The sequence below is a fragment of the Paenibacillus sp. 276b genome (assembly GCF_900107875.1).
Classification (GTDB): Bacteria; Bacillota; Bacilli; order Paenibacillales; family Paenibacillaceae; genus Paenibacillus; species Paenibacillus marchantiae.
In genome coordinates, this window is the sequence record NZ_FNRR01000004.1 from 371566 (window position 1) to 396410 (window position 24845).

The 24845-nt window shown below is 46.1% G+C and carries 23 protein-coding genes; 14 read left to right on the forward strand and 9 right to left on the reverse strand.

Annotated features, from left to right (window positions below):
- Nucleotides 1–8: 8 nt before the first annotated feature.
- Nucleotides 9–3440 (forward strand): beta-N-acetylhexosaminidase, encoded by a 3432-nt coding sequence (gene nagZ, locus BLV50_RS33575; RefSeq protein ID WP_256338009.1) that lies wholly within the window; start codon nucleotides 9–11, stop codon nucleotides 3438–3440.
- Nucleotides 3441–3800: 360 nt separating this feature from the next.
- Here nagZ and BLV50_RS20865 read toward each other — a convergent pair whose 3' ends face one another.
- From BLV50_RS20865 to BLV50_RS20875, 3 genes are all read right to left on the reverse strand, one after another.
- Nucleotides 3801–4658 carry a type II CAAX endopeptidase family protein gene (locus BLV50_RS20865; protein ID WP_090809796.1) on the reverse strand — a complete coding sequence of 286 codons (858 nt, stop codon included), beginning with the start codon at nucleotides 4656–4658 and terminating at the stop codon, nucleotides 3801–3803.
- Nucleotides 4659–4952: 294 nt separating this feature from the next.
- Entirely contained in the window at nucleotides 4953–5672 is a 720-nt protein-coding gene (locus BLV50_RS20870) for an SDR family NAD(P)-dependent oxidoreductase (protein WP_090809798.1), read from the reverse strand.
- Nucleotides 5673–5716: 44 nt separating this feature from the next.
- Entirely contained in the window at nucleotides 5717–6079 is a 363-nt protein-coding gene (locus tag BLV50_RS20875; RefSeq protein WP_063565429.1) for a winged helix-turn-helix transcriptional regulator, read from the reverse strand.
- Between the two features lie 199 nt (nucleotides 6080–6278).
- Here BLV50_RS20875 and BLV50_RS20880 point away from each other — a divergent pair, with 199 nt between their 5' ends.
- Complete coding sequence (locus tag BLV50_RS20880) at nucleotides 6279–6815, forward strand: NAD(P)H-dependent oxidoreductase (protein WP_090809800.1); 537 nt, start codon at nucleotides 6279–6281, stop codon at nucleotides 6813–6815.
- A gap of 18 nt (nucleotides 6816–6833) precedes the next feature.
- On the opposite strand, the gene BLV50_RS20885 is transcribed toward BLV50_RS20880, so the two are convergent.
- A complete protein-coding gene (locus BLV50_RS20885) occupies nucleotides 6834–7589 on the reverse strand; it encodes an ankyrin repeat domain-containing protein (protein ID WP_256338010.1) in 756 nt (251 codons plus the stop codon).
- Between the two features lie 414 nt (nucleotides 7590–8003).
- On the opposite strand from BLV50_RS20885, the gene BLV50_RS20890 reads away from it, so the two are divergent.
- From BLV50_RS20890 to BLV50_RS20900, 3 genes are all read left to right on the forward strand, one after another.
- On the forward strand, nucleotides 8004–9791 hold the full coding sequence (locus tag BLV50_RS20890) for an AraC family transcriptional regulator (RefSeq protein WP_256338011.1): 1788 nt from the start codon (nucleotides 8004–8006) through the stop codon (nucleotides 9789–9791).
- A gap of 70 nt (nucleotides 9792–9861) precedes the next feature.
- Complete coding sequence (locus BLV50_RS20895) at nucleotides 9862–10923, forward strand: NAD(P)/FAD-dependent oxidoreductase (RefSeq protein ID WP_256338012.1); 1062 nt, start codon at nucleotides 9862–9864, stop codon at nucleotides 10921–10923.
- Nucleotides 10924–11152: 229 nt separating this feature from the next.
- Nucleotides 11153–11740, forward strand: coding sequence for an imm11 family protein (locus tag BLV50_RS20900; protein WP_090809807.1), 588 nt, complete (start codon nucleotides 11153–11155; stop codon nucleotides 11738–11740).
- Nucleotides 11741–11800: 60 nt separating this feature from the next.
- Here BLV50_RS20900 and BLV50_RS20905 read toward each other — a convergent pair whose 3' ends face one another.
- Together BLV50_RS20905 and BLV50_RS20910 are read right to left on the reverse strand one after the other, a co-directional pair.
- A complete protein-coding gene (locus tag BLV50_RS20905; RefSeq protein ID WP_090809809.1) occupies nucleotides 11801–12637 on the reverse strand; it encodes a sulfurtransferase in 837 nt (278 codons plus the stop codon).
- A gap of 101 nt (nucleotides 12638–12738) precedes the next feature.
- Nucleotides 12739–13683 (reverse strand): DMT family transporter, encoded by a 945-nt coding sequence (locus BLV50_RS20910; protein WP_090809811.1) that lies wholly within the window; start codon nucleotides 13681–13683, stop codon nucleotides 12739–12741.
- A gap of 229 nt (nucleotides 13684–13912) precedes the next feature.
- On the opposite strand from BLV50_RS20910, the gene BLV50_RS20915 reads away from it, so the two are divergent.
- The 3 genes from BLV50_RS20915 (at nucleotide 13913) to BLV50_RS20925 (ending at nucleotide 16540) form a co-directional block, all read left to right on the forward strand.
- Nucleotides 13913–14815, forward strand: coding sequence for a polysaccharide deacetylase family protein (locus tag BLV50_RS20915; RefSeq protein ID WP_240321431.1), 903 nt, complete (start codon nucleotides 13913–13915; stop codon nucleotides 14813–14815).
- A gap of 41 nt (nucleotides 14816–14856) precedes the next feature.
- Complete coding sequence (locus BLV50_RS20920) at nucleotides 14857–15510, forward strand: YkyA family protein (protein WP_063565438.1); 654 nt, start codon at nucleotides 14857–14859, stop codon at nucleotides 15508–15510.
- 142 nt (nucleotides 15511–15652) lie between these two features.
- On the forward strand, nucleotides 15653–16540 hold the full coding sequence (locus BLV50_RS20925; RefSeq protein WP_090809813.1) for a hypothetical protein: 888 nt from the start codon (nucleotides 15653–15655) through the stop codon (nucleotides 16538–16540).
- 137 nt (nucleotides 16541–16677) lie between these two features.
- On the opposite strand, the gene BLV50_RS20930 is transcribed toward BLV50_RS20925, so the two are convergent.
- Both BLV50_RS20930 and BLV50_RS20935 read right to left on the reverse strand, forming a co-directional pair.
- Nucleotides 16678–17850, reverse strand: a complete 1173-nt coding sequence (locus tag BLV50_RS20930; protein WP_090809815.1) for a mannitol-1-phosphate 5-dehydrogenase — start codon at nucleotides 17848–17850, stop codon at nucleotides 16678–16680.
- 47 nt (nucleotides 17851–17897) lie between these two features.
- Nucleotides 17898–18566, reverse strand: coding sequence for an HAD family hydrolase (locus BLV50_RS20935; RefSeq protein ID WP_090809817.1), 669 nt, complete (start codon nucleotides 18564–18566; stop codon nucleotides 17898–17900).
- 207 nt (nucleotides 18567–18773) lie between these two features.
- Between BLV50_RS20935 and BLV50_RS33140 the strand changes: the two genes are divergently transcribed.
- From BLV50_RS33140 to sigK, 6 genes are all read left to right on the forward strand, one after another.
- On the forward strand, nucleotides 18774–18950 hold the full coding sequence (locus BLV50_RS33140; protein WP_218135419.1) for a hypothetical protein: 177 nt from the start codon (nucleotides 18774–18776) through the stop codon (nucleotides 18948–18950).
- Between the two features lie 21 nt (nucleotides 18951–18971).
- Nucleotides 18972–19895 carry an ADP-ribosylglycohydrolase family protein gene (locus BLV50_RS20945; protein ID WP_090809821.1) on the forward strand — a complete coding sequence of 308 codons (924 nt, stop codon included), beginning with the start codon at nucleotides 18972–18974 and terminating at the stop codon, nucleotides 19893–19895.
- Between the two features lie 25 nt (nucleotides 19896–19920).
- Nucleotides 19921–21171 (forward strand): MFS transporter, encoded by a 1251-nt coding sequence (locus tag BLV50_RS20950; protein ID WP_090809823.1) that lies wholly within the window; start codon nucleotides 19921–19923, stop codon nucleotides 21169–21171.
- A 58-nt stretch (nucleotides 21172–21229) separates the two neighbouring features.
- The gene (locus BLV50_RS20955; RefSeq protein ID WP_064636228.1) at nucleotides 21230–22396 is read left to right on the forward strand and encodes a DUF3298 and DUF4163 domain-containing protein; all 1167 of its coding nucleotides are present in this window, start codon (nucleotides 21230–21232) and stop codon (nucleotides 22394–22396) included.
- A 407-nt stretch (nucleotides 22397–22803) separates the two neighbouring features.
- Nucleotides 22804–22983, forward strand: a complete 180-nt coding sequence (locus tag BLV50_RS20965) for a hypothetical protein (protein ID WP_063565447.1) — start codon at nucleotides 22804–22806, stop codon at nucleotides 22981–22983.
- A 130-nt stretch (nucleotides 22984–23113) separates the two neighbouring features.
- Nucleotides 23114–23815: an RNA polymerase sporulation sigma factor SigK gene (gene sigK, locus BLV50_RS20970; protein ID WP_064636235.1), complete on the forward strand. Its 702-nt coding sequence runs from the start codon at nucleotides 23114–23116 to the stop codon at nucleotides 23813–23815.
- 170 nt (nucleotides 23816–23985) lie between these two features.
- Here sigK and BLV50_RS20975 read toward each other — a convergent pair whose 3' ends face one another.
- Nucleotides 23986–24819, reverse strand: coding sequence for an alpha/beta hydrolase (locus tag BLV50_RS20975; protein WP_090809827.1), 834 nt, complete (start codon nucleotides 24817–24819; stop codon nucleotides 23986–23988).
- Between the last annotated feature and the right edge of the window lie 26 nt (nucleotides 24820–24845).

Here is a 24845-nt window from a genome sequence, read left to right on the forward strand (position 1 = left end):
GGAGAGCGATGCCAAGCTTGATACCACAACCGAAGCAAATTGCATCGAGCGAAGGAGAAGCCTTGCGACTGAATGGCGAGGAAAGATGGAGTCTTTTCATGGAACAGGATGATCCCAGATTGGAAATTCATTGTCGCCGGGCATTTCCGGGGATGGAATATACTTGCTCCAGAATAGAAAAGGGTTATTTGTTAATAATCAGACGTCTCTCAGAGCAGGAGACACTGCAGGTAGTCGATGAGGAACATGGAGCCCCTGCCATTCATGAAGTCCTGGGAACACAACAGAAGAGCCCGACCATCCCTAGTTTCAGTTCGTTTACTCAACAAGACAGAACGGATCTGACTGGGTTGGACGGACGTCCACAAGGGTATAAGCTGGAGGTGTCGGCCGGAAGGGCTGAAGTCTACGCACTGGATGCGGCGGGTCTATTTTATGGATTGCAGACATTGGTACAACTGAATGGACCCGATGGGGTTATCCCGGCGGTGTCCATAACCGACTGGCCGGATACACCTATGCGGGCAATGAACTTTGACCTGCGTCAGACGTTCTCCAAGCCGGAACTGTTGACGAAGTATTTGGCTGAATTCGCCCGTTATAAGACGAACGCGATTTTGATTGAATATGAGGATAAGTTCCCATTTCAGTCGCATCCCGAGTTCGCACATCCACAGCATGCGTTAAGTCGTTCACAGCTGGAAGAATTGAAGCGGAGCGCCCACGATCACTTTATAGAGATTATTCCGCTCCAGCAGAGCTTTGGACATCTGGAATATGTATTACGCCACGAAGGTTGGCGGCATCTTCGCGAGACAGAGCAGTCCACCGGGGAGATCTGCCCATCGCATCCGGAAACCTTTGGGTTGATAACCACTCTACTCGAAGAGATGATCGACGCCCACCCGGATTCGCGTTATATTCACCTCGGGTGTGACGAGGTCTACAGCCTATGCGAGTGCGAACGCTGTAAAATCGAGTTCGGAGGCGTGCGGGAACGAGCTTTTATCGCCTTTTTGAACCGTCTGATTGCATTTACGGCAAAACGGGGAAAACAGCCGATTTTCTGGCATGACATGCTGGATAAATGCCGGCCAGAGGAACTGGCTAAGCTGGATCAGCGAAGTGTCGCCATGATCTGGATCTACAACGGGCGCAATATCGAAGCGGAGGTTACTTCGCATGCCAATAAATTCAGGGCGCTCGGCATTGAAGTTATGGGAGCGCCAGCAGTCCGCAGCTTTGATTGGGCTGAGCACCAGAATTACCCGGTACTGCTGAACCGGACAGACAACTTGCTTCAGTGGGCAGAGACGGCCGACAAGCTGGATCTTGGCTGCGTGGTTGCTACCAACTGGACGGGGCCTTTCAGCCTCGGTGTTCCATATGGTATTTTCGAAACCACCTGGTACCCCATGCTGCTGCATGCAGATTTGGCCTGGAACCGCAAGGCAGATGCCGCAACCTTTATCGACCGATTTCTGGAACGGTTTCATGGCATTGATCCTGTTATCGGACATAACCTTCTCGGCAATTACAGGGTGGAGGATTATTATGATGTGATCTGGAAGCTGATGGACGAAGTGCGCGAGCACAAGGAAGAAGCGGAACTGATTGCGATCATGCATAATTTTGAGGTGGCGACAGATCGTTCGCGGGCGATCCATAAGTATGCCTACCGCTGGGAGCTGTATCCCGGAGACGATGCGGAGTGGCGCTCACTCCATAACAATTATACGAGAAACCGCCGTGGACGTGAGGGTGTCCTGCCTCGGATGAAGGCTGCGCTGGAGCGTTACCAGCCCTCTGATATGGCGGAGCATTTTGTGAAATCGAGGTTCTATCTGCATGATTATCTGGAGCGCACGCTCTATCAAGAACTGGGTCTGAACGCAATCCATACACAAACTGATCTGACGGCATTGAGTCTGGAAGACAAAATAGCCCTGATGTGCGTAGTAGGCACATCGACTGGGGCCGAGCCGGAGTTTCGCGGCAGAATGGCACAGCACCGATTTGGGGGTATCGGCATCTTCCCCCATAATATTAAGAGCGAGCAGCAGACACATGCGCTACTTGCAGAAGTAAAGAACATAGCTAGAGAGAGTGGTAGTCCTCTGCCTTATTACGTTTCAGTAGATGAAGAGGGTGGAACCCTATCCAAGTTTAAGTCCTTTTTTCCCTACGTCCCTGGCAACCGGGCAGTGGGGTTAAGTGAAGATCCGGAAGCCGCGCGTTTGCTCGGTAAAATCATCGGCAGTGAGCTGCATTCCCTTGGTATTCCCATGAACTGGGCACCAGTGCTGGATGTGAACACGAATATAGATAATCCTGTTGTGGGTGTTCGTTCCTTTGGAGAGGACCCGCAGCTGGTCGCCCAATTCGGCCGCGCCTATATTCAAGGGATGCATGAAGCGGGTGTAGCCGTTACGGCAAAGCACTTTCCCGGCCATGGGCAAGTGAGCGGAGACTCGCATATTGTTCTGCCCGAATGTGAGCTAACGATTGAACAGTTGATGGAGGGTCCGTTGCTTCCCTTTGTTGAAGCAATTCAAGCCGGTGTGGATTCAATCATGATGGGTCATCTGGTGTTTCCTAACATTCCGGAATCGGGCGGACTTCCGGCCTCACTCAGTCCTTTTTTTGCCACGGAACTGCTGCGGAAGCAGTTGGGCTTTACGGGGGTGATCTGCACGGATGATATAGAAATGGGGGCAATTCGCAAAAATTTCAGCCCGGAAGAGGTAGGGGTTCTGGCCGTTCAGGCGGGGAACGATATGATTCTGATGTGCCATACGCCGGAGTTTCAGAGCCAGGTCATCGCGGGTATTCTGTCAGCTGTACGGGATGGGAGAATCAATGAGGAGCAAATCGACGAGTCGGTTCTTCGTATTCGGCAGCTGTATGACCAATTCCGGCAGTACCAGGCGGCTGCACAGCCGATTCCTAGAGAGCAGTGGGAAGAGGCGGCACTGAAGCTGGCTCGTATGACCGTGAAAGTTAGCCGGGACCCACAGGGCCTGGTGCCACTCAAGGATTCGCTGAAATATTTGCTTATATTGCCGCTGCAGGAGCAGCTGACCCAGGCCGATAATAGTGGTTCTGCGGAGATCAGGTTAGCCTCCCTATTGAGGGATGAAGGCTTGGCTGTGCAAACGCGCTACTGCGCAATGAAGCCGGATGCCGAGCAGATAAAGTCCCTGGTACTGCAAGCTTCTAATGCGGATGTCGTTATCCAGGGCACCCTTAATGCCCATCTATTCACAGGCCAGCTGGATCTGGCTGAGGCTTTGGCTGCGGTTAAGCCACTGCTAAATCTGGTGTTGCGCAATCCCTATGATGACACCGCACTGCCACAGACAGCCGCATGCATTCTGCTGTGTTCCACCTCCGATTACTCACTGCGGGCACTGGTGGAGTGCATGACAGCATCAAAGTGACTTTTCAATGATGAGCTGTTCAATAGGGTAATGAAACATATCCAAAAGCACAAAAACTCAAACTGTTAAAAGCACAAAAGCTTGCATGTATTTGCCAGCCTTTATTCTTACAAGCGACCTAGTCTGAAAGCCAGGATCCAATGACGGAAAATCGAAAAGCCCGCTACTTTGCGGGCTTTTGTCAATTTTAAGACTTTGATGTTCTTCCCTAGACAACACGTTCACTTAGCTTCGAATTCCGTCACTCGCTTCTTGTGCAAAGACGTTATTAGGATAATGGGCCATAACCCGTTGGCTAACTAGACTACAACAACGTCGTCTTCTCAAAAAGTTTTATATATCCTCACCTATAGCAATAGTTTATAGCTGCCTTATGACAAGAGGCTTTCTCGACATCAACCATGCTGCAATCAGCAAGGCGAGAGCCACTAATATTCCGGATTCTCCAGTCCATAGCAGAACGTTCTTGCCACTGGAAGATATATCAAAGGCATCCTGAATCACGGCATTCCAACATGCATGGAGGAGAATCGCAGGCCATATGCTGCCCGTTGTTAAGCGCAAGCGGCTGATCAGATAACTGAAAGAGGTCACTGAAATCATAAACAGGATAACCGATAAGGCAGGATATGGACCGGAATAATAATTTGCAAAAAGCATTACGGGAAGGTGCCATACCCCCCAAATAATTCCGCTCGTCAGCACGGGTCTAGGTACACGGGCGTTAATAAGTCGAGTGAGCATATAGCCCCTCCAGCCGAGCTCCTCTCCTGAACTGCTGATTATACCGATTGCTGTACCCGCAAACATTTGAAAAAGTATCGTTCCTGCAAGGACAACACCAGATGGGCCTTCAATGAATGAGTCTGGTGTAACATACTGAACCAGCCCCGTAATCCATGCGATTCCATAAGCAAATAAACCAATGACGACTGGAAAGAGCAAGATGAAGGGCAACGATTTCAGTGTTTGCTTCCCACCAATCCGCAAGGAAATATCCGAGATGCCTTCACGCAGCACTATACGTGCGAAAATGGAGGACAAGCCGGGTGTCCACATGAGGAGCAGACCGAAAATCGGTGCTTTCATGATCAGTACATAACTAAGGATGGAGAGAGGAATGAGCATGGCAAAGAAAACGAGCAGTCCTCGCCTGGCTTTTTGGACCTTTTCCTCCTCTGAACTCGTGCTGGGCATGGTGCTGAAATTTGTTCTCATTGTGATAGCTCCTTTTATCAAAATATGTATATCGCTTTGCAGTATAGCAGTGGATTTGCCATAATCAGAACAAACTCAAGCCCAGTCTTTGTCCAAGACCCTAGCCCAGTAAGGACAGGACTAAAGTATAGTGAGGTTTTTTAAAATTGAAATGATTTAAGCCATCTGTTAGTCCATTTAATAAAATGTTAGCTTCCTTTGCGGCAGCACAAAGAGCACGTTTCCAACGCGCTCTTTATGTTTATTCTTCTCTGGTTGTCATGGAAATTCTTTTTAATCCCGTTGAAATTTTAATTAAGCGTTCAAATCCGTAATTGCCGGAATGTTAATTTCTTTTACACAGGCTGCATTGGACAGGCTGACGATGCATTTTACGATAGAAACCATATCCTGAAGAGGGATGCGTGTACCATTATATTCGGAAAGAGCGCGGTCAATGCCATCTTTATATGGAACTTCGGCTGCGAGTTCTCCCGGGTTGATACACGTAACCGCGATTCGGTCTTTTCTTGTATGTTCTCTCAAGGCTTCTGTAACCCCACGAATGGCAAATTTGGAGGCCACAAAAGATACCTGAGTACTGTTCGCATTGCTCAGACCCGCAGTCGAGCCAATAAGAATGATTTTGCCTGCTGTTGATTTCCTGAGGTGGGGTAATAAGGCCTGAATGCACACAATAGTGGATGTTACATTCACATAAATCAGATTACTGATGTCGGCTGGGGTGTCCTTATCGAACGTATAGTGGTCCTCGAACCCCTCTTTTTCCCAAATGCCCACATTGTAAATGAGAACATCCAAAGTCTCGTTCTGAAGCGCATCGCAGATCTGTTTGGATGCATGGAGATCAGACAGATCTGCCTGTATCCATATGCGTTCTACGCCATCGTCCAGCTTCAAGTTGTCAGGTTTCGTGCGAGACACGACCCAGACTTTATCGCCTTGCTCGGGCACACCCCTGACAAATGCATCTCCTAATCCTTTGCTAGCACCAAATACAAGATAGTTTTTCAATTCTAGTCACCTTCTTTTCAAAGTGTCGTTCTATGGGTACCAGCTCAAAGAGCAGGCTCTTTATTTTCCAATAGTATAATTTCTTCTCCTTGTTGTTGCCTTAATGCTATATTTTCCCGCCCCCATGTGCACATCACATCCACAATCTTGTTGGCGGTAACTCCATACTCTGTAAGGCTGTATTCGACTTTGGGCGGCATCTGTTGGTAAACATGTCTTCTGACAAGGCCGTCCTTCTCAAGCTCACGTAATTGCTGGATCAGGACCTTTTGCGAGATACCGTCTATACTGCGCTGTAATTCGCCTGTCCTTTTCACGCCAGACATTAATAAACATATGATTAGCGCTTTCCATTTGCCGCCAATAATTTCGAGTGTCGCTTCGATTCCCAGGTTATATTGCTTCATGACATATCACCTCGTTCATGTTACATCTTGTTGATGTGCTATAACTAATTATTTTCTCACAATATGGCTGATGAAGTCCATACACACTTTGAAGTAACCATCTTACTTTCGGGTGTGTATTTTCTTTTTTTCAGGCTTATATGATAATGGCCATATTCGAAAAAGAAGTCTTAAACTGAACCGAGAAAGGAATGTAAATATGAGAACACTCGTCATTCTGGCGCATCCTAATATAGAGGTTTCAAGAGTAAATCAACGCTGGAAAGAGGAACTGATGCAACACTCGAGCGAGATTACAATCCATGAGATTTATAAAGCATATCCTGATTGGAACATCGATGTGTCCAGAGAACAGAAGTTACTCGAAGCATATGATCATATTATTTTGCAGTTTCCGTTATATTGGTACAGCTATCCGCCTTTGCTAAAAAAGTGGCTAGATGATGTTTTTACTTATGGATGGGCGTATGGATCAACAGGTAACAAACTGCATGGGAAAAAGATGGGCTTGGCCATATCCATTGGCGACAAGAAGGAAAGTTACACGAGGGATGGTTCTGTATCCTTTACCGTAGATGAGGTGGTTACGCCTTTCAAAGCCAGCATAAATCATGTTGGCGCCGTAGCCTTACCGTATTTTGCAGTCTTCGGTGCCTCATTCCAAGCAACCGATGAAGAAATTAACCAAAGTGCACAAGATTATATCCGATATGTCTATGAGCAAGGTAGACCTTAACTGCTGTAACCCCAAATATCAATCCAGTTCGCTTGCAGATTTAGCGCCTTGACGGTCAAGCCACTGAATTAGTTCATGAGAAAAACTACGTTTTGCTGTGTCCAGTGGTGTTAACCCATCCCAGGTGGATATCCAGTTCAGTTCGGCACCTTGTTCAAGGAGATATTGTGCTGATTGTCGTTGTCCTCCGTGGCAAGCGCACCAGAAGGCGATGGTAACCTTGTCGGGAGGAAAAGAGCTGCTTGCTCCCCAAGGATAGCGCTCAGGAAGCTTGTCCCCTTTAAAATGGGCCTTTATTGCGTCGATCTGTCCAAGCGCAGCCGCATGCCAAAGTGCAATAATCGCTCCCCGTTCAACCAATCGACGTGCTGCACGCCACTGAGCGAATGCTACTGCGTCGTCCAGTGGCGTGCCACCGGCGATCACTGCACCGGACGCTTCGATATCGGCGCCAACATCAAGAAGCGCGTCAAGCACGTTAATGTCATCTGAGCTCGCAGCCCAATGAAGTGGTGTCTCGTTGTTCGAACCCATGAAGCGACTGTTCACTTCTGCACCGAACTCAAATAATAACTTTACGGTATCCGATCCATGTGGGAAGTGACCTGGCCAGTCTGTCACCACATGCAACAGCGTTCGAGATATGCTAGAACTCTCACCTTCGTTGCTAGGATCTCTTTCAATAATTCTTGTCATGGCCAACCCTGAATTTTCTGCGAGTAGTCTCCTTAGCGATGGAATATCCCCAGTGTGAATCGCTTGGACAACGCTCACTGCAAGTCGTTCATCTTCGTAAATAAATTCCATACTCAACTCTCCTTCCGAATAAATACTCAGATTAAACCAAAACGATTCATTTTAGCTATTTGTAAATTTTCGCTGTACTTTACATATTCGTGGAATGATTATAATGTCCTGGGGAGAGGTGTACCTACCCAACTACATCAAGGTTTATTTTTCGACCTCATACTACGATCGTTGAGAGTTATAGTTATAATAATAATATACTTACTGCATTTGAGGAGCTGAAAAGCCATCTTACATTTAAATGAACATCTTTTACTATGGAACAAGGCATCTATTAAAATAATGGATATTCGCCATATCACGATGCAAATGAAGGAGGACCTTCACGCCTACCGGTTCCCTGCTAGCTGCTTCTTATACACGGTGCGTGGCAATGCAGTTATGCAGCTGGATGGAAATGATCATCAAGTCACACGATTCCATATTTTGCATGGTGGAAAGGGCTGTTGCCTGAATATTTTGCCTGTTGAAGAAGTCCTTGATTATTATATGATTTATTACAAAGCCAGCATCCCACTTCCTGAACGTCAAGACATTCTGGACATGATGGAACACCGTAATCCCTTCCGGCTTCAATATGGCTTTGCACCAGATCATCCTGTTTCCTTGTCGGACAAAGTACAATACATGATGACAGCATGGGAAGAGCAAGGACCATTGGAACAGTTCCATGTAAAGTCATTATTTTATCAATTTGTATACGAGTTGCTATGGCAAATCCACAATCGACGCGTACCTACAATAAAGCCAGACCTGATTGCACAAATGAAATACTATATGCAGGAACACTATGCTGAACCCATTACAATGGACCTGTTAGCAGAGCTCATGGACACCAGTCCAAGACATTTATCAAGACTATTCAAACGCCAGACAGGTCATAGTCCAATTGATTTTGTCATTCAAATCCGTATGAACAAAGCGAAGGAACTGCTGCTTGCTACAAATGCTACTTTACAAGAAATTGCCAAGGCTGTTGGTTATCCGGATGGATATTATCTAGCTAAAATGTTCAAAAAATATATGGGTATTGCACCCATTCGTTATCGAAAGCAGCATGCAAGTCCTAATGTACCATCCACAGTGGCACGATTAGGTATTGTAGAGGATGAGACTTCCTTATATATTGATAATGATTATCATAATCAGCATATGTTTGAGGAGGAATTATTGATGTACAGAAGTAGAAAGACACCCTTAGCTATCACATTATTACTTTGTTTAACCCTATTGCTCAGCGCGTGTTCAACTGGTGGGGCAGGGAGTCCTTCAGCAAATGAAGGCACCGGAAAGTCAACGAACCAGGTAGAGGCCAACAGCTCCAATCCTACAGCTACAACATCTCAAACGAAGACCGTAACCACCATAAAAGGGGATATTGAAGTGCCGGTTAATCCACAACGAGTAGTTGTCCTGTATTTAATGGGTGATTTACTTGCATTAGGTGTAAATCCTGTTGGGATCTCTTCTGTAGAAGAAGGAGCAGCTTTTGCGAGCGAACTGGATGGTGTTCCCTCCTTGGGTGCATTCAAACCAGACCCGGAAGCAGTAACTGCGCTTAATCCCGATCTCATTATCGTTACCAATGAAGAAATATATGAGGGGCTCAAAAAAATTGCCCCTACAGTATACATTCCTTATGATCTGCCAGTAGAAGAACGTATGAAATTGCTTGGTGAAATTCTAGGTAAAGAGGGACAAGCTCAGGAAATGCTGGATAACTTTCGCAAAAAGGTTGAGCAAAGTAAGGAAAAACTTAAACAAGCAGGTATTTTGGATAAAACCGCGACTATTATGGAAAGCAACAAAGGTTCTATGGCTGTAATGACAGGCTTGGGTTATGGACGGGGTTCGCAGATTATTTATCAATATTTAGGGATGAAAGCACCTGAAGTTTTGCAACGCGAAATTGAAAACGCAAGGAACGATGCGACTAGCAAGGACGTCTCTTATGAAGTATTACATGAATATGTAGGTGATTATATATTCCGTTCTAGCTTTGAAGGAATGATAGATCTTTCGAACAATACCATTTGGAACAACCTCCCAGCAGTCAAAAAAGGACATCTGATTGATATGAGCTTTGGTTTATTTTTCTACAATGATATATATTCGCTAGACAAACAGCTTGACTTTATTGTGGATAGCTTGCTTAAAACCGTGGATTAATTGGAGAATCATCTTTCTGTTGGATAAGGTGAATAGAGCCTGAACTCATTAACGCCTATGTTACAATAGGGTGAAAAAGGAGGAGTCATTATTGAATAAACAAAAAATCGTGATTATTGGCGCAGGGATTGTCGGGGCATCCATGGCCTATCATCTGGCCAAACGAAATCAAGATGTAACCGTTATTGAACGACATCCTGCAGCGGCGCGTGAAGTCACGGAAAAATCGTTTGCCTGGATACATACTACTCATAGGGTGGCTCCCGATTACTGGCATTTGTACGATGCATCTTTGGAAGAATATCATACGCTTCAGCAAGAGTTACCCGAGCTGAAAATTCATTGGCATGGAGCGCTAACTTGGGACACTCCACCCCTAAGGGAGCAACCCCACTTTCAAAAATTAAACCGGGAGCAGCTTGAGGCATTGGAGCCGAATCTGCTGGACTATCCGGACGAAGCGATGTATGTCAGCGAAGAAGGTGCGGTAGACCCCATAGGGGTAACCGAGCTGTTGTTGAACAAAGCGAGGGAGTACGGAGCAAAGGTTCAGTTCGATACCAACGTTACACAGCTTCAGCAAGAAGGTTCCCGCTTGGTCGGCGTGCATACGTCCAACGGTTTTCTGGAGTCGGATGTCGTAGTATTGGCCGCAGGTGCAGGCGTCCCCGAACTTTGCAACCCGTTAGGTTGTCCTGTGCCGGTTACGTCGTCGCCTTCCATTCTGATTCGGATGAAATCGACGAATAAATTGATACATACATTAATCTCAAATGCTCAATTTGAAGCGCGTCAACTGACAGAATATACGCTGCTGGCTGCGGAAGATTATATCGACGAGTCGGAGGAAAACGGACCAGAGGCGGTTGGTAAGCGAGCGTTCGACACGTTGCGTCGCAGTCTGAAAGATGGGAATCAACTGGAACTGGAAAGCATAAAGGTCGGGTTGAGACCAATGCCTGAAGACGGCTATCCGATTGTGGGTTTCCAAGATCACGTAAAGGGACTTTATCTAACAGTGATGCATTCTGCAATTACGCTGGCGCCACTGATTGCACGTCTGGCTGCAAGTGAAATCATCGATCGGGAATCAAGAAGTGAATTAGACCCTTGTCGACTCTCCCGATTTTAGGACTATAGGTAAAATAAAAGAGTACATCGCCACATGACAGATGTACTCTATATTACATACTATATATTTGCTTAATTCTGCTATTCTTCCTCCGTCGCCACAGGATCCCCCTCATAACTAATCCGTTCGCTCCAGCTCTCGGAATACAACTCCATGTTCGTAAACCCTGCCATTTAACCTCTTTGTAGTTGATTGAAAAGCACTTCATTCGGAAAGGAGACATCATTCTATGAACTATTATTTTCTGGAATCTCAATATCCACGTCGAGGGTTTATTAGTGGCGGAACGACCTTCACTCCCGAATTAGATATGAATTATTTGGCGATAGAGAATCCGCTGCCAGAGGGGACAACGGCAGATGTTGAGTTACTGTCTACGGTGCGCAACCTGAATGTAGATTATTTTGAGACGATCACAGGAACGAGACACGTATCAGATCGTTTTAAAACGCTGTTGGAGGAAACTAAAACAAATACACAGTTTATTCCGACAACGGTGTGTTACCACGACGGTCGTTCGGTTGAAAAAACCTATTGGACTGCACATCAGCTTGATCGTTTGGATGTTTTCGATTATGAACGTTCGGAATATGGACGCAAAACGGTCATTGCTGCATCTGTACAACAGCCTCCACGTAAGATCGTCAAAGTTGTAGCTCGAATTTGCCTTCATGAAGAGCGAATTGGCGAGCATGAATTTTTTATGCTGGATTATATAAATATCTTCAAACCCATTATTTCAAAAGATTTTTACGAGGTATGCCGAAAACATAAACTGAATCTGAACGTTACAGAAGTCGAAAATGTAAGCATCTAAAATTCTACATGGATATAATGAAGCACAAAAGAGCCCACGTTTGACGTGGGCTCTTAGTCCTTATTCTTCCCCAGTCGCCACCGGATTCCCTTCATAACTAATCCAGTCACTCCAGCTTCCAGAATACAACTTCACATTTGAGTATCCCGCTTCTTCGAGCGCAATCACATTCGGGCATGCGGAGACACCGGAACCGCAATACACGATAATTGCACCATCCTTGTCCAGCTTGCTGAAACGTTCTTCTAACACCCCAGTATCTGTCCAACGTCCATCCCAATCCAACACATCTTTCCAAAAATAATTCACCGCACCCGGAATATGTCCGGCCTTGGCATCAATCGGTTCCTCCAGACCCGCATAGCGGCGAGCATCACGGGAGTCGATTAGTACAGCTGGGCCGTCAGCAGATGCTTGCTGCACATCCTCAACACTCGCCAACAGTCCTGACTGCACATTCACCTCAAACGAAGCTGGAATCTGAACCGGCACATCCGTAGTCACTGGAAACTTGGCATTCTGCCAGGCAGAGAAGCCTTCGTCCATGATATACACCTGTTCATGTCCCAGATAACGAAGTAACCACCACAGCCGCGATGCGTTCATGCCGCCTTGGTCATCGTAGGCAACAATACGACTATTGGAGCCGATGCCAGCATTGGAGAGACGACTTGCGAGCACAGCCGGATCAGGGAGCGGGTGACGTCCTCCGTGTGCAGAGACGGGAGAAGATAGATCTTTTTCGAGATCGAGATAAACGGCACCTGGAATATGTCCAGCTTCGTAAGCTTGTCTTCCGGCATCCGGTTGACCGAGCAGGAATCGGCAATCGGCAATGACGACATCCGATTCATACATTCTGGCGAGCAGCCAGCGCATGGATACAATATTTTTCATGAAAACACACCGCCTTATACGTTATGGGATGGATTCAACCGGAATCTGCGTGATGCAGGTCCCAGTTGTTTTTTTTACAAATATTTGAATACAAACACAAGTTACACCACTGTAGGTTCGACTGATCCTTTTCCAGCTACAGGAGCATCTGAGGGAATAGGCTGTGGTTTGGTTTTGCCATATCGAATGAAGATCCATACCCCGAAAATAATGACAACCCCGGCAGACAACTGAAGCCCATTGAGGGATTCACCGAGTAGCATCCAGGCCAGTAGAGAGGAAAATACAGGTTCCCCCAGTACCCCCATCGATACCGTTGTAGCATTCATATATTGAAGCAGCCAGTTGAAAAGATAATGCCCAAAGATGGTTGGCACGATTGCGAGCAACAGGAAAATTCCCCACTCGGAAGCCGCATAACCGCCAAACGGGTGACCATTAACCAGATTATATACCGCAAGCGTACAGGCAGCTACGAAAAATACCCAGAAGTTATAGGAGAATGCACTCAGTCCGGCACGCAAAAACTGTCCAAGCAGCATGTGTACCGCCACAGCGATCGTTCCGAGCAAAGAAAGGATATCCCCTCGCAGCGCTGTGCCTGCCAACTGGAAATCTCCAGCTCCAATAGCGATTGACCCAAGCAGAGCAACGCCCATACCGATGATCATCATGCGGTTGATTTTGGCTTTGAACAGCCAGACGGAACCCGCAAGAATCAATATAGGCTCCAAAGCGAGAATGACCGTTGAACTGGCTACACTCGTGAGCCGAAGCGATCCCATCCAGAGCAGAAAGTGCATTGCAAGCATCACGCCGGATGCGAGCAGTAAAGCCCACTGTCTGAAGTTTAAACGCATCATCTCGTGCCGGTATTTCCACACAAAAGGCAGCATTAGCAGATTGGTGAGGAACAATCGGTACATCGCAATGACGGCGACGTCCGCTGTGGACCAGCGTACAAAGATGGAAGAAAACGAAATGGCAATAATGCCGACAAAGAATAGCAGATAGATCGACCTGCCGGCACGGTTCAAGCTAGTCATGGATGTAGCTCCTTCTTGAAGTCAAATGGCGTAAATCAATTTATTATACAGGAGAATGCATCTGCAGGAAAAGTATAAGAGAAGAAATAGATAAGTAGATTGTAACCGGGCTTGTAACTATTCTGTCATTCTCCAGGGCCATTTTTCTATTAATCTTCTATATAGAGACATGAAACGATATAATGTACCAATAATCGGGAAAAAATGAAAGTAAGGAAGTGGCCTGGAAGTGAGAGTTCAACAACAGAGAGCGGGAGAGAGTGGCGGCATTCCGCATAGAACAAGCCGAACCAAGACGCATGGAAGAAGAAAAATCCGGTATGGGAGACTGAGTGCTGCGCTGGCGCTTCTGGCACTGCTCATTATCGGTTTAACATATGCATTCATTGGCATGACGCACTGGATCAAGGATTATGTAGCACCTCCGCCAGTAGCTGCGATTGAACAGCCAACCAAGCTTGGCATGATTGACATGACACCGGAGTCCAAAGAGGAGCCTGCGCGGTTCCAGGGTCAGGTGCGCAAGCTGGCATACATAACGTTTGATGATGGACCAAGTGTATATACCGATCAACTGCTGGATATTTTGAAACAGCATGAGGCAAAGGCAACCTTTTTCATGATTGGACGTCAGTTGAATCAACACAAGGAAGCAGTGGAGCGGCTTGTCAAAGAGGGCAGTTATCCTGGGCTTCACAGCATGACACATAACTATAACAAATTGTATAAGAGCGGAAGCTCCTCTAACTTTGTGAAGGAGTTCAAGAAGGAGCAGAAGATGGTCAAGGATCTGATCGGTTTTACGCCGCATCTGATTCGTGCTCCGTATGGCAGTAGCCCACAGATCGGAGAAGACTTCAGGGGCGACATTGCTGCGGCCGGATTCAAACTGTGGGATTGGACCACCGACTCCCTCGACTGGAATCTTCCAGGTCAGCCGGACAAAATCGTGGAGCGGGTTAGCAGCAGTGTGCATCGGGATAAGGAAGTGATTCTGATGCATGAGCGCGAGCAAACGGTACAGGCACTGCCACGCATTTTGAAGCTGCTTGAAGATCGGGGTTATGAGTTTGAGGTCTACGATCCGAATGCTCATTGGGTATCCAATTTTAGCGCAGACACCCGCTTGTAAGAATAACAACATAGCAGTTGCAAGAGAGGAGGCACCCCGAGGTGCTTAGAAGAAAAAAGATAGCTCTGGCCGGGGTCAGCATATTGCTGGCTCTGCTTGTCAGTGCTTGCGGAAAGCCGCAGGAACCTGCGGCAAATCAAGTTAATCAACTAATTCTTACCGATCAGGAGATGAACCAGAGCCTGAAGGAACTTGTTCATCATGAACGGGAAGACATGGAATTATACGGATCGATACTGAGTAAAGGAAAGAACAAAAACAGTAATCTGGAGGCCTTGCTCGATCAGGCAGACGGACATATTGCCGAGCGAAGAACACTGCTGGAACAAGCTGAAGCGGTGATGAGCCGGACTAAAGAACAGATGGAAGAGCTGCGAACTTCGTTGGATCAATTATCCTTTGAAAAGGAAGAGAACCTGGCTCAAGCCCACACGGTATTGGATCAGTATGAGCAAAGAGCTGCGTCATTTGAAGCGTTTGTTGCCTCCTACAGGCAGAGCCTTGATGCGGACGAGCAGTTATATGGATTGATGAGAGGCAGTGTGGAGCCCAATCTGGTCAAAATCAAACGTGCGATTCGGGAACGGAACAGCCAATATGCCAAAGTTGCCGAGTTAAGACAGCAGTTTAACAAGCAGACAAAAGCTTTTAACGGAGCCAACGCGAAACTTGTGCAAATGGAGCAAGCTGGCTGACTATTCATGGTGTCAAAGGAGCATTGAACACTTTCGATGATTGAGCGACGGGTCAGCCGTGTAAGTAATACTAAGCTGTCAAGTTAACAAGTCAGGCAACATGGACAAACATCATTGCGTATAAGCTAACGGAGGTGTTCATATGCGAAATACTATGAATATTAGTGCATCATTACTTGTTTTGGTTATGGGATTCTCGCTTGTGGCTTGCGGCAATAGTAGCCCTACTGCTCAGCCACCCGCGAATAATACAGAAGAACAGACACCGGCACCAGGGAAGCAGCCTGAGGAAAGTGCTGTGATTGAAGCGGAAGGCATCTTGACCGGATGGGCAGATCCGCACACGGTTGAAATTCGTGTGAAAGAGGAACCGATGTCTTTCCAGGTGGGTGAAGATCTGCAGAAATCTTTGGATGACATTGACGATGAAGATTCCGTTCAATTCAAATATGTAGAGAAAGCCATCGAAGGCGATACAACGATCAAACAGTTGGTGCTTACGGAAATCGCCAAGGTCGAGTCCGATGACGATAACGGTACGAATGCAGGTGGTAATGTTAGATCTGATCGTGCCAAAACATCTGAGCTGGAAGTGGCTGTGGAAGGCATGACCGAAAAGCGCCCGGTTACACTGGCTCAAGGCAAAGGATACTCATTATATGTGTTTGAACCGATGGTTTACGATGCGGATGATCATGAATTGACCATGAAGATTGATCCGGATTACGAGGTCGAGATTGAAAAACTGCCTTCGGATTATAACCTGAATGAACTGAAAGTGGATGCGAAGAAAGATCTGTCAGAAACCGGAGCGGTCAAGCAATTAAGTGAGGAAAAGCTTAGCAATGGTCCGATGAAAGAGGCAAAATTGTTCATGATGTCTCAAAACAATAAGAAAACGGAGTATTTCATCGTGAAAGAGCTGGATGGCAATGGCTTTGCTTTCCATATCCATGCACCGGTTGGCGAACCTTCAGAGGGCTTCCTGCCTATGGTTTATGCCTCCATCAATTCCATCATGAACGAGTAAGCGTGCTTCGATATTAAATAGGTATGTCGTGAGTTTGAAAAGCCGGAAGGAACGATGCGATAAGCATAGGTTCCTCCCGGCTTTTTGTTCGTATGTCTATTCAGTTTGCGGGATCAAACCCATTGACCTATTGTTAATCAGGTTAAGATGGTTGATTCCTGTCGCCCTTTGAGCTCTTCATAACGGGCAAAGGCATGCTGATGAACGGGATGTTCGTCGGGAATTCCCATGCGCTCACGAATGAAGGCAGAGACGCCATCTTCGCGAATCAGGTGTTGGAGCTTTATGGCTTCCTCGTCATGTTCATGATTGAAAAGCATCGCGGCTGCCATAGCAGAAGTTAAATGAGGAATTTCAATTCCGAATTCGCTGGCATGCATCGCTGGGCGAACAAGCCGGTCGTAAGGCGATAACTTGCGAAGGGGTGAACGTCCGACCCGTGTTACCTGATCCGTTAGGTTCGGATTGGCAAAACGTTCAAGAATGGTATCGATATATTTGCTGTGTTTCTGTGGATTAAAACCGTGCTTGGCGATGAGCATGGCTCCGGTTTCTTCCATCACTTTGCGTACCTTGGCACGAAGAGGTGCATGACTCATAGCTTGCCGGATCGTCTTGAATCCTTCAAGATATCCGAAGTATGCGGCAACGCAGTGACCGGTATTTACCGTAAACATTTTGCGCTCAATATAAGGTTCAAGAGAGTCCACGTAGTGCACACCTTCAATTTCCTTAAATCCTTCCAGCAGTGCAGGGCGATGAACGACCCATTCATAGAAAGGCTCAACGGTAACTTGTAGCGGGTCTTTATGATCCTGAGCGGGGACGATGCGGTCAACCGCTGCATTGGGGAATGAGACATAACGTTCTGCTTTTTCACGGGTTGCTTCATCCAGAAACGGATAAACCCGTTTTTTCAGCCGAGTGCTGCCTCCGATGGCATTTTCACAAGCGATAATATGAAGTGGTGCAGAATTATTATTTTTCATACGCAGATAGATGCCTTTGGCGATGGGTTCAGCGATATCTTCCAGCGCCGATACACCGACGGCTGTTGTGATCAGATCTGCTGAAGCAATCACTTCAGCAACGCGATCCTGTTCACCGACATTAATGGCGGTTACGTTATTTACAATCGTTGTATCCTGATCCGCATTTGCGAGGGTAATGGGATACTCCTGCCTCTTTTGAAGCATGGCGATTTTCTTCGGGTTACGTGCGACAAAGCAGACTTCATAATCGGAAGCGGACAACATATGACCGATAAATCCGCGGCCAATATTGCCCGCACCAAAATGTACAGCTTTCATGTGTGAACTCCCCCTTTAAAGTTTGAAATGCGAAATTCGTTCAGTCTTTAGACCGTAGTGACGAGTGGTTTCGAAATCAAATCGTTAAATTCGAGGTCGGTCAGGCATGACAGCCGTTGGTGAGGCATATCGAAATCAAGTGTCCCGGTAATGGTATTCGAGATGACTACGCAGTGAATACCAGACGCAGCAGCTGCACGCGCGCCGTTAGGTGAATCCTCAATCGCTACGGCTTCGTCTGCAGTTACTCCAAGGGCTTCAAGTGCTTGATTGTACAATGCAGGATCAGGCTTCACATGGGCAACATCATCTGCGGTGCGAATGACTTCAAAGTAATCCTTCAGCTTGAGCTGCTCCAGATGCTGTTCAACCCACTCTCGTTTGGAGCTTGAAGCGACAGCAAGTTTCAATCCAGCTTTGCGTGCAGCTTCAAGGTAGTTCTGGATACCGGGTCTTACCTGTTCTTTGTTCATTAATGCTGCATGATGCAGCTGAACGGATTCCCTGAACGCTTCCCGATCGATCGGAAGATTCAAATCTGTGATGAGGTACTCATAAGGATTAAATGTTTTCAGACTGGTACCGATGCATTGCGAGTACATCTCTAGGGTTAAGTTTACGCCGTGTTCCTTGTAGGCATCACGAAAAGCAACATACCATGCTGTCTCCGTATCAATAATCGTTCCATCGAAATCAAAAATCAGTGCCTTAATCATAAATTTGTTCCTCCTGTTTCAGAATTAGTTTTGGGATAAAGCTAAATGAATTTCTGCTAATACACACCGTAATTTTTTTAACTTGCGGTACATTAGTTGACGTGAAAGCAAAGTTATAAATATTAATTTGGGAAAAAACAGGTGTATAAGCTAATAAAACCGTAACATAGGACAAACGGAAGGGTCAAGCGCGTTATGATTGTTTACATGGAAAATTTGCACATGGATGATGTGTTTTCAGAAAATGATAAAAGTGGAAAAGCGTTATACCCTTTGCGTGTAAGCGGTGTACTGGAAAACCTGTATTTTCAGTGTGAACCTATTAAAATTCTTTACGCCATATCAAGCCATGTGGGAGAATGGAAGAAGTTATTTGAGAGTTAAATCGCGGAGGAGGGATCAACGATGCTGCATAAGGATCGTTTCCAAGGTTGTTTCATTGGGCTTGCCGCGGGAGATGCACTGGGAACCACAGTGGAATTCAGCAGTCCCGGCACATTTGCGCCTGTTACCGATATTGTGGGCGGCGGGGTATTCGATCTGGCGCCTGGACAGTGGACGGATGATACGTCGATGGCCCTGTGTCTGGCAGAAAGCTTGGTGAGAAAAGAGAACTTTGATCCCGGGGACCAGATGCGCAGATATACGAATTGGTATCAGGTGGGTTATATGAGCAGTACGGGAACCTGCTTTGATATTGGCGGGGCTACTCGGGGTGCCCTTGAACGGTTTGCAGCAACCGGTGAAGCGTATAGTGGTTCAACCAACCCGATGACTGCGGGGAATGGTTCAATCATGCGACTCGCACCTGTAGCCATGGCATATGCCAACCAGCCGGATCAAGCAGTGAGGTATGCTGGGTTGAGTTCCAGAACGACACATGCCGCCCTTGAAAGTGTAGAAGCATGTGAAGTACTGGCGGCAATATTGGTTGCAGGACTGCGCGGAGCGGACAAGGATGTCATGTTATGGCCTGATACCTGCCGTCAGTGGAGGGAAGAGAAATCTTTTTCGCCAGCCATTGAAGAAATTGTCCAAGGATCATACCGGGATAAAGCACCGCCTGATATTCAGGGAAGCGGCTATGTTGTTCGTTCACTTGAAGCAGCGTTATGGGCATTCCATCGATCATCGACCTTCGAAGAGGGTGCGCTGCTCGCAGTGAATTTGGGTGATGATGCGGACACCACGGGAGCGGTATATGGGCAAATCGCCGGAGCGTATTATGGATTAAGCGGCATTCCGGCACACTGGCGAGAGAAGCTGGCCATGCAGGATACGCTGGGCGAATTGTCAGAGGCATTGTGGTCAAAGGCGGAAGCTAGATAGAAGAGACAGGAGAAGAGAACATCATATGCGTAAGACAGATTCATCTCAAACGGAATCGCAAGTTACGAAATCTGCTAAACGAGGGGCGTTTCCTTTATCCCTTTTATGCCTGACGGTAGGGGCTTTTGCTATTGGCATGACAGAGTTTATTATTATGGGCCTTCTGCCCAATGTAGCGACGGATTTGAATGTGAGTATCCCCCAAGCAGGGCAGTTAATTACGGGTTACGCGCTTGGTGTGGCGGTGGGTGCGCCTATACTAACCGTGTTCACACACAAGATACCGCAGAAAAAACTGCTGGTACTGCTGATGTGTATTTTTATCATCGGTAATGCATTGTCTGTTATTGCACCAACTTACGGGCTGCTCATCTCGGCACGTATTCTAACGGCATTTGCCCACGGTACGTTTCTGGGTGTAGGCTCGCTGATGGCAACACGATTGGTTGCACCGGAGAGAAGGGCAGGGGCAGTATCCGTAGTCCTGGCTGGATTAACGATTGCCAACATTATCGGTGTGCCGTTTGGTACCTTCATTGGGCAGCAGCTAGGATGGCGGTCATCGTTTGGAGCTATTACCATTCTGGGCATTATCTCATTGATTGGTATCATTCGTTTCATTCCGGTGATTCAGCAGGGACCGCCAGCAAACCTTGGCCAGCAATTCCGGAATCTGGTTCGCCCCCAAGTGTTATTAATATTGCTGATTGGTGCGCTGGGCTGTGGAAGTCTGTTCGCTGTATTCACCTATATAACACCAATGCTTGTCGATATTAGTGGTTTTGCTGAGCAGAGCGTGACCTGGATTCTGGTGCTGTTCGGTGTCGGCGTTACATTGGGTAATATGCTTGGTGGTCGTCTGGCAGACTGGAAGCTGATGCCTTCCTTGATGGTTAACTTCGGTATATTGGCAGTTCTGTTGGCGGCCTTAACGTTGACGCTGGATAATCCGTATCTCGCGGTAATCACCATCTTCTGCTGGGGCATTGCGGCTTTTGGAATTATGCCAGGCCTACAAATTCGAATTATGAATATGACTCGCGAAGCACCGCTGCTGGCGACAACGTCGAGTCACTCAGCCTTTAATCTGGGCAACGCAGGTGGTGCCTATTTGGGCGGGTTTGCAATTACGCATACGGGGCTCATCTCGGTACCGTTATATGCAGCAGTTATTGCAGCACTTGGACTTGTGGGATTATTCGTTAGCGTGACAATGGAACGCAAAACGAGTGTACCGGAAATCGCCGATGCTGTAGAGCCGGCACCAGTGAATTAAATATAGACAGGTAGATGCAGCCTTCACTCCGCATTAACGTGTGGATGGAGGCTTTTCTATGGAAGAATTACAGTTCCAACTAGAAAAAGACAAACCAGCCAAGTTACAGTATTATTGGTATATCATAATAATTAGAAGGAAGGATTTCAATTTGAACAAAACATTTGCTATGTTAATAAGCTTCTTATTAGTGTTTCTATTTATAATCCCAATAAGTGATGCGAATGCAGCCGGGTCGAGCACAGTAACGACAAAAATTTACTCGTATAAAGGGCAAAAGTATGTTCAAATTATTGGCGGCGAACAAAAGGTAATTGATAAAATAAATAAAACACTCAAAATCCATGCCGTAAATGCCGCTATACAGAATACATATCTAAAAAAACAGCAAGATTACTTTTACTGGAATACCACTGCACAGACTAAATACAATCAAAACAACCTACTATCTATTGTATATACAGATTATAATTTCAGAGGCGGCGCGCACGGGTATGAAGAAGTAACGACTTATAATTATGATCTAACAACAGGAAAACGCCTCTACTTGAACCAGGTGGTTCAAACCAATAAACAAGCTGTTAATCTAGCTGAGGGTATTGAATCAGACCTAAAGAGTAATGAGAATGTTTTCCCGGAAAGTTTTTATAACTTTCCCTTGTCGAATACATCTAGCTTTTACTACCAAAACACAGGAATTGTCTTGGTATTTAATCCATACGAAGTTGGGCCTTATGCGGCCGGATTTATAGAGGTAAAAGTTCCTTTCTCCAAAATTCAGTCTGAACTGAGCAGACCATTTTTTGATTTAAATAAAAACTCCATTCAAGAGTTGAAGAGTGGGAGAATACCGGGGTTTGAAAATATAAGTTTTGGACAAACGAAAGCAGAAGTATCAAAAGCGCTGAAAAGTTCAGATCGTGAACCCTATTATGAACCGGAAATGGGAGGACTTTTCTGGATATTTGAAGGGGTAGAGTATGCTTCCTTTAATTTTGGGGAGGGAGACACAGACCGTCTTGACCATATTTATTTGAGTTGGAAAACTCTCCCTATGAAAACCTTCAGTGACATTGAGAAGATATTGGGAAAAGGTCAAAAGGGTGTGAACCCTGATATTCAAGAAGAATATTTACTCTCCTATCGTTTTGGGGATACCCGGGTCCATTTCGCCTCCAATTCAACCGAGGGAATCATTCATGGCATAACAATCTCACATTACTAGAAAAAGATGCTGATTTTGTACTCTCCAAGTGTCGGGGCGGAAACATTGTACCATAGAAAGTCGCTAATCTAGCGGCTTTTTTACTTTCGTTGTAAGAGCTGCTATTTATTATTTCCAGTTTCCACTCGAACCTGAAAGGATCGTTACTGTGAGAAAAATAATTAATTATATTCTGATCTTGCTGATCATTTGGGTAGCGCTATTGTATCCTATTCGTTCTGCGTGGTTTGAAGGTGTAAATCAGATTTCTGAAGATCTTCATGGTATTTATTTACTGTTCTTGTTCTTTGGATATCTTATTTGTTCATCTGGTATGGGGCTTATGCTTTACAAGATGTGTTTTAAACGAAAAGAATAGTAATTACAGTAGGTGAGATCATTCATTTTTCCAAGGAGAAGGTGACAACTTGTACTACTACAAAGGTGCGTTCAGAGAAACGGACAATTTTATTTATTTCAAAAGCGATGTTCAATTAGCCGAGAATGATGTCGTGATATTTGGTGAGAAGAAGTATTTTATCGATAGTGTCGAGAAAGAATTCCTCATCCTTCAAAAGGTGGGCTCCATCGTTTCAGTGAGTGTATGAAATCTTCGCGGAAACATTTCCTTTTTCAAGTGTACGTGCACTTCTGGGCACACGCCTACATACAATAAATCGACCCTGTTCCCACATGTGCTCAGGCCAGATCGTTGTAAAACTGCAGGAGGTGTCATCTGTGCCCGGATTGTTTACCGCAATTGCCCTGTTCATCAAAGAGTTAACGTTACTCGTCTCGTATGTCAAAAATAATGCATTTCCCCAGCCACTGGCTGAGGATGATGAAGCCAAACATTTACGCCTTATGGCTGAAGGCAACGCACATTCGCGTAATTTGCTTATCGAACACAATCTGCGCCTTGTCGCGCATATCGTCAAGAAATTTGACAATACTGGCGAAGACCAGGAAGACCTGATTTCGATTGGAACGATTGGTTTGATTAAGGCGATCGAAAGTTTTCAACAAGGCAAAGGGACCAAACTCGCTACATTTGCTGCCCGTTGCATTGAAAACGAAATACTTATGCATCTTCGCTCTCTGAAGAAAACACGCAAAGACGTATCTCTACATGATCCAATCGGAACGGACAAAGAGGGCAATGAAATTACATTAATCGATATTCTCGGAACAGAAGCCGACGACGTTGTAGATAAGGTGCAACTCAAGATTGAAAAAAGTAAGATTTATCGCAATCTCGACATCTTGGATGATCGGGAGAAGGAAGTTGTTATCGGCCGATTCGGCTTGGAGGCAGGCGGGGAAGAGCGCACCCAACGCGAGATTGCCAAGGAACTTGGCATCTCACGCTCCTATGTATCACGGATTGAGAAGAGGGCGCTAATGAAACTGTATCACGAGTTTTATAAGGCGAAGCAGTGAGATTACAAGCTACAAGGTAATACTGATAACAAAAGCGTTTAGAGGAAGCGACTTGTCTGCGGATGAGTTGCTTTTTTGTTTTAGTTGCTGCGGAAATCAAAGAGTACGAGTACTGCTTACCACTGGAGACGTGGCAGGGATTCTACACGTAATATTCAGTTGCATTGAGTTTAATTCTTCCGATTTAACCATTTCAGGATGATCTCCACAACTTCCAAATATCGCTGGCCGACGAGCAATCCGGTATGGGTTGTATCCCACAGCCCTGCATATTCAGCGCCAAGCTGTTCTGCAGTCAATTGACCTCTTCGCTCCTCATCATCGGATTCTACGGCTTTGATGACCAGACTCGGACATGTAATTAAATTGCCGTTGATGGATACACCGCCGCTTGACCCAAATGCCGCCGAGAACGTGAGAAATGCCTTCGATGACTCCATCTGCAGATATTTACGCTGAAATGCAATGTCCTCCGCAGTTTCATCGATACTGCTATGTTCTTCACGGGCCGGGGGAGGGAGGACAATGTCAGGTGTAATTCGATCATTCTCAGGATAGGGAATCAATTGATGAACTTCTTGGCTTAAACTGGAATCAATCACGACCAATCCAGCTAACGCAATCGTCTCGGCAATCTTCTGACTGAGTATTCCGCCCATGCTGAAGCCGATGAGAACAGGAGGTGCTGTGCACTCTGCCAGAACTTCGCGGATATCCTCCAAATAATCCTCAAACGTAATTTTCGTCATGTCCATTACCCGGCTTTTGTAATGACTTCTGAGGTTCATAACGTAGCAGTTCCAGCCTTGTTCAACGAAGTGGGGGATATATTTGCTCCACATCCAGCTGCCTGTATATGCGCCATGAACAAACAAGAGAGGTGGCTTTGTTACTGAATTTACAGAGTGGGGAGCCGTATCACCTTCATATATTTCAAGGTACAAATCATGTTTTCCTATCGTTTTGACTTCATGTTTAGGTAGCAATTGAGTAAAATCGATCATTAGGACAACCTCCAAAATTAGTTTTA